This window comes from Actinomadura sp. KC345, from assembly GCF_004348515.1.
Taxonomy (GTDB): Bacteria; Actinomycetota; Actinomycetes; order Streptosporangiales; family Streptosporangiaceae; genus Spirillospora.
Genome location: NZ_SMKH01000279.1, coordinates 1 through 10,081, shown reverse-complemented (window position 1 = coordinate 10,081; position 10,081 = coordinate 1). Strand labels below are relative to the sequence as shown.

Sequence of the window (10,081 nt, the reverse complement as noted above, 5' to 3'; positions counted from 1 at the left end):
CCCCCTGACCCCAGGCACAACAGACCACAAGGCGCCCGCGCCGATTCGAGAGCGAGCCGCAAGGCGAGCACGCACGAAGCCCGACCCGGACCACCCACCGCAACCAACAGACGCAGCGACCCAAGCCACCACCCCAACCCCGCGACGACCAAAACCCCTGCGATCGCGTCCGAAGGCAGGTTTCGAGCGAAGCAAGAAACCTGATCGCGAAGCGAGCCGCAAGGCGAGTTCGGAGCGATGCAGCGATCGCACCGTAGTTTCCGCCGAAGGAGGGCCCCCAGGGCCCGACGCCAAGGAAACTACAAATAAACACGTACGAGGGCTTCCGCCACTCGGGGGCAATGGCGGAAGCCCTCACCATGGTCTTCGTTACGACCCGGTAGGACGTTACGGGTTTCAACGAACTTTTTCCGGATTGGCCCTCGATGGCGCGTATGCGGGGGTTGCTTCGCAGGTCAGCACGGCCAAGGGCCCCGAGCCCCTCCGGTGGAGAGGGGCTCGGGGCCCTTGGTGTGGCGTGGTCAGTCGTCGCCGCCCGGGAAGCCCGGGAACCCGGGTGTCGGTGTTCCGCCGGGCGGGGTCGGCGTCGGGCTCGTCGGCGGGGGCTCCGCGATGAAGATGGTGACCGTGTCGCCCGGGGCGACCTGGGCGTCCGGGCCGGGCTGCTGGTTGAACACCAGGCCGACGTCGACCGGCCTGTCCGGCGGCGGCACGCCCTTCTCCACCTTGCACTTCAGGCCGAGGCTCTCCAGCTGGCCGCACGCGGCCCGCTGGCTGTTGTTGAACAGGTCCGGCACCTTGAGGTTGGTGGGGCCGTTGGAGATGGTCACGGTCACGGTGGCGCCCTTGGGGGCCTTCGAGCCACCGGGCGGGTCGGTGTTGATGACGCTGAGCCGCGGGACGGAGTCGCTGTTGTCCACGCGCCTCTCGACCTCGAACCCGCGGTCCTCCAGGATCTTCTTGGCCGAGCTGAACGGCCTGCCGGTCACGTCCGGGACGTCGACCTCCGTCGGCGGCCTCTTGCCCTGGGAGACCACCAGCGTCACCGTGGTGCCCTCGGTGGCGGTCGCGCCGGGCCTCGGGTCGGAGCTGATGACGAAACCGCGCCGGATCTCGTCGCTGTAGTCCTTCTTCGGCTCGCCGACCTTGAAGCCGAGCTGGGTGAGCTGCTGGGTCGCGTCCCTCTGCGAGACGTTGACGATGCTGTTCGGGACGGCCACCTGCTCGCTGTCGTCGCCGCCGCTCATCAGGAGGCCGACGAGCGCCGCGCCGCCGATGAACAGCACGGCGAGGCCCACCCACAGCGCCGCCTTCTTGCCGGCGCCGCCGCGTTGGGGATAGTCGTCGTCGTAGCGGGCCGGCGGCAGTCCGTAGCCGTCGTCGACCGGGCGCTGCATCTGCGTGCGCGGCGGGGGCCCGCCCATGACCTGAGTGCCCTGGGCCTGCCCGCCCATCAGCATCGTGGACGCGGCGGTGGACGCCACCGGCTGCCCCTGAAGGACGCGCTGGATCTCCTGCCGGAACTCCGTCGCGTTCTGGTAGCGGTGGTCGGCCTCCTTGGCCATCGCCTTCAGCACGATGGCGTCGGCCCACTGCGGGATCTGCGGGTCCACCTGCGACGGCGGGACCGGCTCCTCCCGGACGTGCTGGTAGGCGATCGCGACCGGGGAGTCGCCGGTGAAGGGCGGCTGGCCGGTGAGCAGCTCGTAGAGGACGCAGCCCGTCGAGTAGATGTCGCTGCGGGCGTCGACCCGCTCGCCGCGCGCCTGCTCCGGGGACAGGTACTGCGCGGTACCGATGACCTGGGCGGTCTGGGTCATCGTGGCCGCGGAGTCGGCCATGGCGCGGGCGATGCCGAAGTCCATGACCTTGACCTCGTGCTGCCTGGTCAGCATCACGTTGGCCGGCTTGATGTCGCGGTGCACGATCCCGCCGCGGTGGCTGTAGTCCAGCGCGCGCAGGATCCCGTCGGTGATCTCCAGTGCCTTGTCGGGGAGCAGCGCGCGGTTCTCCCGCAGGAGATCGCGGAGCGTGCTCCCGTCCACGTGCTCCATGACGATGTACGGGATGGAGGTCTCGCCGATCATGTCCTCGCCGGTGTCGTACACGGCGATGACCGAGGGGTGGTTCAGCGACGCGGCCGACTGGGCCTCGCGCCGGAACCGGGCCTGGAACGTGGGATCACGGGCCAGGTCGGACCGCAGCGTCTTGACCGCGACGATGCGATCGAGACGCAGGTCTCGGGCACGGTAGACCTCGGCCATGCCGCCGCGCCCGATCACCGTTTCGAGCTCGTAGCGGCCGCCGAGCAGCCGAGGTTGACTCATATGTGCACTTTCCCTCGTACGTCTACACCTTGGCCTCCGAACCTAGCTTCCCACTCTCTTCAGGAGAGGGATCCGGGCTCGGAGTTGACGGAGTCGTGGTGGTCCCCGTCGGTGTGGGTGTTGGCTCAGGGGCGGTGGGAGTCGCCCGGGGCGGTTTGTTGGATGGCTTGTATGAAGGGGACGCCTTGCGGGCCTCCGGCGTTGACGGACGGATCCTATGCGTCCGGGGCCGCTGCGTGACAGTCGGTCTTGGTGTACTGCGGTTCCGGTACCTGCCCGGGGTGGTCGGGGTACCCGGCTGGACGACCGGTTCCTCGACGGTGTCGTCCCCGACCGGTTGCGTGGCCGGGGGGCCGGGAGGGTCTCGCTCGTCCTGGTCGGACCCGGTGAACTCGATCCCCTTCCAGACGGATCCGATCACGATGGCACAGACCAGCAGCGTGGCCGCGACGGACGCGTACGTCAATGCGGTGCGCCGTTGCCCGTGCACTGACCCCGTGGCGAGGTTATCCGCCCCCTGGCCAGCGTCAAATCCCGACAAAGCAGTCGATTGAGTAACGATCTTCGAAGTGGGCGCCCGACCTGGGGAGGCTTCGGGGGTCACGCGCGGAAGCCGCCCCGTGCTGAGGGACCTGCGGACCGCCAGCGCGCGGGAGGCGACCGTCCCCGCGTCCGCCGGACGGTCCGCCGGTTCCTTCGCCAGCATCTCCATGATCAGGTCGCGGGCCGCGGCCGGAACCCGCGGCGGCAGCTCGGCGGGCGCGTCCCGGACGTGCTTGAGCGCCACCTCCACCGGCGTGGAGCCGTCGAACGGCGGGGCGCCCGTCAGGCACTCGTAGGCCACCGCGCCCAGCGAGTACAGATCGGCGGACGGGGACAGCTTGAGCCCCTGGGCCTGCTCCGGCGAGATGTAGTGCGCCGTGCCCATGACCATTCCGGTCGCGGTCTGCGACGCCGCCGCCAGCCGCCGCGCGATCCCGAAGTCGGTGATCTTCAGGGTGCCGTCCGGCGACACCATCAGGTTCGCCGGCTTGACGTCCCGGTGCACGACCCCGGCCTCATGCGCGACGGTCAGCGCACGTCCCGCCTGGATCACCAGGTCCAGGACGGCCTCAAGCGTCAGCCCGCCGTCGCGCGCCAGGATCTCGTCCAGCGGCTCGCCCGGCACCAGCTCCATCACCAGGTACGTGCGGCCGTCCTGCTCGCCGAAGTCGTACGCCACGGCGAGCCCGGGGTGCCGCAGCTCCGTGGCGAACCGCGCCTCCGCCTCGAACCGGTTCCGCGCGGACATGTCCGACCCGAGCTCCAGTCGCAGCAGCTTCACCGCGACCTCGCGTCCGAGCCTGTCGTCGGAGGCCCGCCAGACCTCGCCCATCCCGCCGATGGCCAGCCGCTCCAGCAGCCGGTACCGGTCGTCCAGGACGAGGCCCGTGCTCACTTTTCCAAGACCTTAGCCATGATCGCCCCTGCCACGGGGCCGGCGTCGCTGGCGCCGCCCCCGGGGCCCTCGGTCATCACGGCGAACGCGTAGCGCGGCTTCTCGACCGGGCTGAAACCGGCGAACCAGCGGGCGTTCGGGTTGCCCGGCCCCTGCTCGGCCGTACCGGTCTTACCGGCGATCCGCATGCCCCCCAGGTTCGTCGCGGTGCCCTCGGTGACCACGGCGCGCATCATGTCCGCCAGTTGCTCGGCGTGGTCCTCGCTCAAGGGCTGCCCGTATTCCTTGTGCGAGGCGTTGTAGAGCTCGCTCTGGTCCTTCGCCCGGACCTTCTCCACCAGATAGGGGCTCATCATCTTGCCCTCGTTGGCGATCGCCGCCGCGACCATCGCCATCTGCAGGGGGGTGGCCCGCACGTTCTCCTGCCCGATGCCGGAACGGGCCGTCCCGTCCAGGCCGGTGGGGACGGTCTCGCCGTCGGGGCCCGTGTACTCCACGGGCACGGAGCTCTCGGCCGCGTACATGTCCGGCTCCAGCTCGATGCGCTTGTTGAAACCGAACTTCGAGGAGCCCGCGCTGAGCTGCTTGATGCCCATGTCGAGCGCCATCTTCGCGAACGAGGTGTTGCAGGACTCCGCGAACGCGCCCCGCAGCGGGGCCTGGCCCGCGCAGTTCCCGGTGTCGTGGGAGTTCGGCAGCGGCCGGTTCGACTCCGGCAGGATCAGCTGGCCCGTCTCGATGACCGTCGAGCTGTCGATGCCGTTCTTCTCCATCGCGATCGCCGACGTCACCGCCTTGTAGGACGAACCGGGCGGGAACGTCTGGCTCAGCGCGTTGTCCACCAGCGGCCGGATGACGCCGTCACCCTCGTTCAACTGCTCCAGCCGCTTGCCGCCCTTTTCGCCCGTCTGCGGCGCGACCTCGTTCGGGTCGAACGACGGCCACGACGCCGCCACCTTCACCGCGCCGGTCTCGATGTCCATCACCACGGCGCCGCCGCGGCGGCCCTGCGTCGTCCTGGCCTTCAGCTGCTGGTACGCCGTCCGCTGCGCCTCCGGATCGATCGACAGCTCGACGTTCGCGCCCTCGGCGGGCTTGCCGATGAACGAGTCGAACCAGCGCTGCTGCGTGATGCGCTTGTCCTTGCCGCCCAGCAGCGAGTTGTAGGCCCGCTCGATCTGCGTCGCGTTGCCGTTGAAGTATCCGGTGACCGGCGCGAAGACCGCGCCGTCCTTGTAGGACCGGCCGTACTTCGGGTTGTCCTTGCCGGTCGGCTTCGACGTCACCAGCACCTCGCCGCCCGCGGAGATCTGGCCCCGCGGCGAGTTGAACACGTCCGCGAACTGCCGGCTGTTGTTGGCGTCGGTCTGCAGGCTCTCCGCCTGACTCCCCTGGATGTAGTTGACCTGAGCCATCAGCCCGAATATCAGCAGCAGCGCGAAGATCGCCACCCGCCGCAGCGGCTTGTCCATGTTCATTAGGCCACGCTCCGCTCGGTTGCGAGCGACCCAGGGAAGGCGCGGCCTTCCCTCGTCGCGTGCTCACTCCTTCGTCGCTCCGCGCGCCCCTCGGTCCAGGCCGCGCCGGCCGGCTGGCTGTTCATCCGGGCGAATTCACCTCGTGCTCACGATCTGGGTCATGCCCTCGTCCTGGATCGCCTGCGGGGCCGGCTTGCGAGCGTCATGGCTCATGCGCACCAGAATCGCGATCAGGATCCAGTTGGCCATCAGCGACGACCCGCCCTGGGAGAGGAACGGCGTCGTCAGGCCGGTCAGCGGGATGAGGCGGGTGACGCCCCCGACGATCACGAAGACCTGGAGGGCCAGGACGAACGAGACACCGCCCGCGAAGAGCTTCAGGAACGGGTCGCGCGCCGCGACGGCGGTCTTCATCCCGCGTTGCACGATCAACGCGTAGATCAGCAGCAGCACCATCAGGCCGGTCAGCCCGATCTCCTCACCGAGCGAGGTGATGATGAAGTCGCTGAAGGACAGCGGCGTGCGCCACGGCTCGCCCTGCCCGAGTCCGGACCCGAGGATGCCGCCCTCACCGAGCGCGAACAGCCCCTTCATCAGCTGCGCGCTGTCGGAGTACTCGCCGCCGAGTTCGGCGCAGGCGGTGAAGCCGGGCGAGATGGTGCCCTCGGTGTCGTACTTCTTGTAGATCTCGGTGTTCGGGTTGACGGGGACGACCTTGCCGCTCTCCATGAGGCAGCCGCCGTCGAAGTACGGCTTGGGGTTCAGCCAGATGTCGATGCGCTGGTTCACGTGCCCCATGAACGGCAGCAGCGTCGCGATGAACACGCCGACCGCCAGGAGCCCGACACCGATCACCACCCAGGAGATGCGCTGGGTGGCGATGTAGAGCATCGACACGAACAGGCCGAAGAACAGCAGCGCGGTACCGAGGTCCTTCTGCAGGAACAGCACGCCCAGGCAGAAGAACCAGATCACCATGATCGGCCCGAGGTCGCGGGCCCGGGGGAGGCTGAACGGGCCGACCTTCTTGCCGATCAGCGACATCGCCTGCCGCTTGTTCACCAGGTAGCCGGCGAAGAACACGACCAGCAGCAGCTTCGCGAACTCTCCCGGCTGCACCGAGAACGGGCCGACGCTGATCCAGACGCGGGCGCCGTTGATCGACTGCCCGACGCCGGGGACGATCGGGAGCAGCAGGAGGATGACCGCGGTGAGGCCGATCAGGTACGTGTAGCGCTGCGCGGTCTTGGGCGTGAACGACAGCGGGGCGTCGGTCTTGTCGGTGTCCCGCATGATCAGCACGGCGGCGACGAACAGCGCGATCCCGACGAACGTCCACATCAGCTGGCTGGGCGCGTCGGCGGCGTCTTCGAGGAGCTTCTTGCCCTCCGCCGCGGCGGCCTTGCGGTCGGCGCTGGTGTCGAGGTCGAGCCGGTAGATCATCGCCAGCCCGACGCCGTTCAGCGCCACCGCCAGCGGCAGCAGCAGCGGGTCGGCGTACGGCGTGAACTTCGCCTGGGCGAAGTAGGCGACGAACGCCAGCACGGCCAGGCCGCCGCCGTACACGAACAGCCCGGCGGGGATGTTGCCGTCACGCGCGAGCCCGACCTCCGCGAACGCCGACAGCGTCAGCACCATCGCGAAGATCAGCAGCGCCAGCGAGGCCGCGTTCCGCCGCTGGTACGGCAGACGCGACCTGATCTGGTCCCCGATCGAATGCATCTACGATTTCCCTCCGCTGGAGGGACAGTCCGGGATGTCGGAGTTGGGGGCCTTGCACTGGTCCCGGCGGGCGGTCAGTTCCTGCAGCTTCTGCTCCGCGGCGGCCTGGCCGACGAACGCCATGGTGCCCTTGCCGATCTCCGTGGCGTCCGAGCCGGGAAGCTCACCGACGGGGATGTTGGTGTTCTTGACCGTCGTCGCCCGCCCGCAGTTGTCCTGCCCCTTGCCCTTCACGATGGCGATCTTGCCGCCGTTGTCGACGAGGGAGTACTTGCAGACCGCGTTCTCCAGCCGCTTCCACGCCTGCTGCGGGCTGTCGACCGTGTAGGCGGACCTGACCTGCTCCTGAAGATCCTGGGGCAGGTCGGCCACCATGATCGCGGGGCTCGGCTGGTTCTCGTCCTTGCGGGACAGGCTGATGCCCGGCACATCCTGCGTCGTCCCGCGGAACAGGACGACCCTTCCGTTCTGCTCGCCGATGTAGTAGCCGTTGCGGACGTTCTGCAGCAGCACGAACCCGCCCGCCACGACACCGACGACGACCACGCCCGCGACGACCACGAGCCACGTCCAGCGGCGGGCGCCGCCGCGCCGCGGCTGCTCCATCGCGGCCTGCTGCGCCGTACCCGGCGGCCCCATCGGCTCGCCCATCGCGGCCGGGGCCGGAGGCGGCGGCATCTCGTCCACGGCGACCGGCGGCTGCGGCCGCGTCTCGCGCAGCTGGGCCGCCCGCCCCGCCGGCGTGTCCGAGACCGTCGTGTTCGCGCCGGTGCCTCCGCCGGGGGGCTCGGGCGGCGTCGTGTTCGCCGCCGCGCCCACCGCGTGACCGGGCCCGCCCGTCGGCGGCTGCCGTTCGAGGTCGACGACGTCGGCCACCACGCACGTGATGTTGTCGGGGCCGCCGCCGCGGTTCGCCAGGTCGATCAGCTGCCGGACGGCCTGGTCCGGGTCGTCGACGTCCGTGAGGACCTGGAAGATCGTCTCCGCCGTGACGACGCCCGACAGGCCGTCCGAGCACAGCAGGTACCGGTCGCCGACCTGCGCCTCGCGCAGCGACAGGTCCGGGTCGACCTCGCCGCGGCCGTCCAGCGCCCGCAGCAGCAGCGAGCGCTGCGGGTGCGAGGCCGCCTCGTCCGGGGTGATCCGGCCCTCGTCGACCAGCGACTGCACCAGCGTGTGGTCGTGCGTGATCTGGAACAGGCTGCCGTCCCGCAGCAGGTAGGCGCGGGAGTCCCCGATGTGGACCAGCGCGACCTGGTTGCCCGCCCACAGCATCGCGGTCAGCGTCGTCCCCATACCCTGCAGGGCGGGGTCGGACTCCACGATGCGGTGCAGGTTGTCGTTCGCGGCCTTGACCGTGTGCTCCAGCGCGGCGAGCAGTTCCGTCGCCGGCAGGTCCTTGTCGAGCGCCCGCAGCGCCTCGATCGCCGCCGCGCTGGCGATCTCGCCGCCGACGTGCCCGCCCATCCCGTCGGCCACCGCGAGCATGTGCGAGCCCGCGTACGCCGAGTCCTCGTTGCCTTCGCGCAGCATGCCGACGTCGGAGCGCGCGGCGTAGCGGATTCCCATTGTCATTTGCGCAGCTCGATCACGGTCTTGCCGATACGGACCGGTACGCCCGGCGGGACCGGCATCGGCCGGCTCACCTTCGTGCGTCCGAGATATGTCCCATTGGTCGAGCCGAGATCTTCCACGATCCACTGACCGTCCTGCGCATAAAGTCGGGCATGCCGGCTCGAAGCGTAGTCGTCGGTGACAACCAGCGTGGCGTCATTTGCCCGACCGATGGTGATGGGCACCCCTGTGAGGTCGATGACGGTGCCTGTCCGTTCGCCCTGGACGACCACCAGCTTCGTCGGGGCGGCGTTCTGGGCGCTGCGCTGCTGCCGCGGCGGCTTGGGCTGCCTCGGTGCCTTCGGGGGCCGGGGCTGGGACGCGCGCGTGGCCGCCTTGGACGCGGCCTTCGAGCCGAACAGGTCGGCTCTGATCACGCCGACGGCCGCGATGACGAACAGCCACAGCACCGCGAGGAACGCCAGCTTGATCAGCGTGAGGGTGAATGGGGACATCGGAGTCGGGGTTACTCCCTATCGCGGCGGAACACAAGGGTGGTCCGGCCCATCGTGACGCGGGAGCCGTCAACGAGCGTGACTCGCCGGATCGGCTGCCCGTTCACGAACGAGCCATTGGTCGACCCTAGATCCACGAGGGCGATTTCGGGACCTTCAACGCGAATCTCGGCATGATGCCGGGAGACGCCCGGGTCGACGAGACGCAGGTCGCAGTCGGTGCCGCGACCCAGCAGGGTCACTGGTGTGTTGATCTCGTAGGTGCGCTGAGTCGTGTCGGAGCCTTCCACCGCCGTGGTCACCAGAAGCCTCGGATGCCCCCCGAAGACGCCCCCGCGCCCGCTCTGCGGCACATCGCTCACCGGCTGGCGGATCTCCCCGCCCTCCACGGTCGAACCCCTGATCACCCCCGACCTGATGCGGAACATGCCCGTGGCGAGATCGCCCGCGTTCTCGAACCGCACACGCACCGGCCCCACGAAGGAGTACCCCTGCTCCTTCGCGTACTCCCGCGCGAGATTCGCCAGCTCCTGGCTCAGGCTGTCGGCGTAGACCTGAAGCCGCTGCCCGTCCTGCTGAGAGATCTCCACGACGAAGTCGTTCGGAACCAGCGTGCGGCCCTGTGCCACGATCGCCGCCCGATCGTCCATCTCGCGCTGCACAGCACTGGCCACCTCGACCGGCTGCAGCTCAGACTTGAAGGCACGGGCGAAGGCCCCTTCGACCATGCCCTCGAGCCGTCGCTCGAAGCGCTGAATGACGCCCACGGGCACCTCCCTTCCCCACTGGTAGACGATCGTATCGGTGCGAAGGTTCGCTCGAAGTATCTGGATACCTAACCACTGCTCCGACCGTGCTAGCCTTTTCAGGCGTCCGGAGACGGGTGCACACCCGGGGCGGGTGGCGGAACGGCAGACGCGCACGGTTCAGGTCCGTGTGTCCGAAAGGATGTGAGGGTTCAAATCCCTCCTCGCCCACGAACGAGTTGGGAGTGGCGTGCCCGCGGAGAGCGCGGGCCGGCACTCCTTCTTCATGTTGGCCCAGGGG

Annotated in this window: 7 protein-coding genes and 1 tRNA gene; 1 reads left to right on the top strand and 7 read right to left on the bottom strand. The window is 69.3% G+C overall.

Annotation, left to right across the window (positions count from 1 at the left end; genetic code table 11):
* Positions 1 to 521: 521 nt before the first annotated feature.
* The 7 genes from pknB to E1281_RS31950 all read right to left on the bottom strand — a co-directional run bounded on the left by pknB (position 522) and on the right by E1281_RS31950 (position 9,801).
* Positions 522 to 2,327 carry a Stk1 family PASTA domain-containing Ser/Thr kinase gene (gene pknB / locus E1281_RS31980; RefSeq protein ID WP_131883448.1) on the bottom strand — a complete coding sequence of 602 codons (1,806 nt, stop codon included), beginning with the start codon at positions 2,325 to 2,327 and terminating at the stop codon, positions 522 to 524.
* A 22-nt stretch (positions 2,328 to 2,349) separates the two neighbouring features.
* The gene (locus tag E1281_RS31975; protein ID WP_131883447.1) at positions 2,350 to 3,765 is read right to left on the bottom strand and encodes a serine/threonine-protein kinase; all 1,416 of its coding nucleotides are present in this window, start codon (positions 3,763 to 3,765) and stop codon (positions 2,350 to 2,352) included.
* On the bottom strand, positions 3,762 to 5,237 hold the full coding sequence (locus E1281_RS31970) for a penicillin-binding protein 2 (RefSeq protein WP_243717636.1): 1,476 nt from the start codon (positions 5,235 to 5,237) through the stop codon (positions 3,762 to 3,764). The genes E1281_RS31975 and E1281_RS31970 overlap by 4 nt, the downstream gene beginning before the upstream one ends.
* Positions 5,238 to 5,378: 141 nt before the next feature.
* Complete coding sequence (locus E1281_RS31965) at positions 5,379 to 6,965, bottom strand: FtsW/RodA/SpoVE family cell cycle protein (RefSeq protein ID WP_131883445.1); 1,587 nt, start codon at positions 6,963 to 6,965, stop codon at positions 5,379 to 5,381.
* A complete protein-coding gene (locus E1281_RS31960; protein ID WP_131883444.1) occupies positions 6,966 to 8,540 on the bottom strand; it encodes a Stp1/IreP family PP2C-type Ser/Thr phosphatase in 1,575 nt (524 codons plus the stop codon).
* Positions 8,537 to 9,034 carry an FHA domain-containing protein gene (locus E1281_RS31955; protein ID WP_131883443.1) on the bottom strand — a complete coding sequence of 166 codons (498 nt, stop codon included), beginning with the start codon at positions 9,032 to 9,034 and terminating at the stop codon, positions 8,537 to 8,539. Before E1281_RS31955 ends, E1281_RS31960 begins: the two co-directional genes overlap by 4 nt.
* A gap of 11 nt (positions 9,035 to 9,045) precedes the next feature.
* A complete protein-coding gene (locus E1281_RS31950) occupies positions 9,046 to 9,801 on the bottom strand; it encodes a DUF3662 and FHA domain-containing protein (RefSeq protein WP_131883442.1) in 756 nt (251 codons plus the stop codon).
* Positions 9,802 to 9,928: 127 nt separating this feature from the next.
* On the opposite strand from E1281_RS31950, the gene E1281_RS31945 reads away from it, so the two are divergent.
* Positions 9,929 to 10,011: transfer RNA gene (locus tag E1281_RS31945), tRNA-Leu, on the top strand.
* Positions 10,012 to 10,081: the final 70 nt, after the last annotated feature.

Excerpts from the sequence above, each read along its gene's own strand:
- pknB (WP_131883448.1), bottom strand. The coding sequence starts at position 2,327 with ATGAGTCAACCTCGGCTGCTCGGCGGCCGCTACGAGCTCGAAACGGTG.
- E1281_RS31970 (WP_243717636.1), bottom strand. The coding sequence starts at position 5,237 with ATGGACAAGCCGCTGCGGCGGGTGGCGATCTTCGCGCTGCTGCTGATA.
- E1281_RS31965 (WP_131883445.1), bottom strand. The coding sequence starts at position 6,965 with ATGCATTCGATCGGGGACCAGATCAGGTCGCGTCTGCCGTACCAGCGG.
- E1281_RS31960 (WP_131883444.1), bottom strand. The coding sequence starts at position 8,540 with ATGACAATGGGAATCCGCTACGCCGCGCGCTCCGACGTCGGCATGCTG.
- E1281_RS31955 (WP_131883443.1), bottom strand. The coding sequence starts at position 9,034 with ATGTCCCCATTCACCCTCACGCTGATCAAGCTGGCGTTCCTCGCGGTG.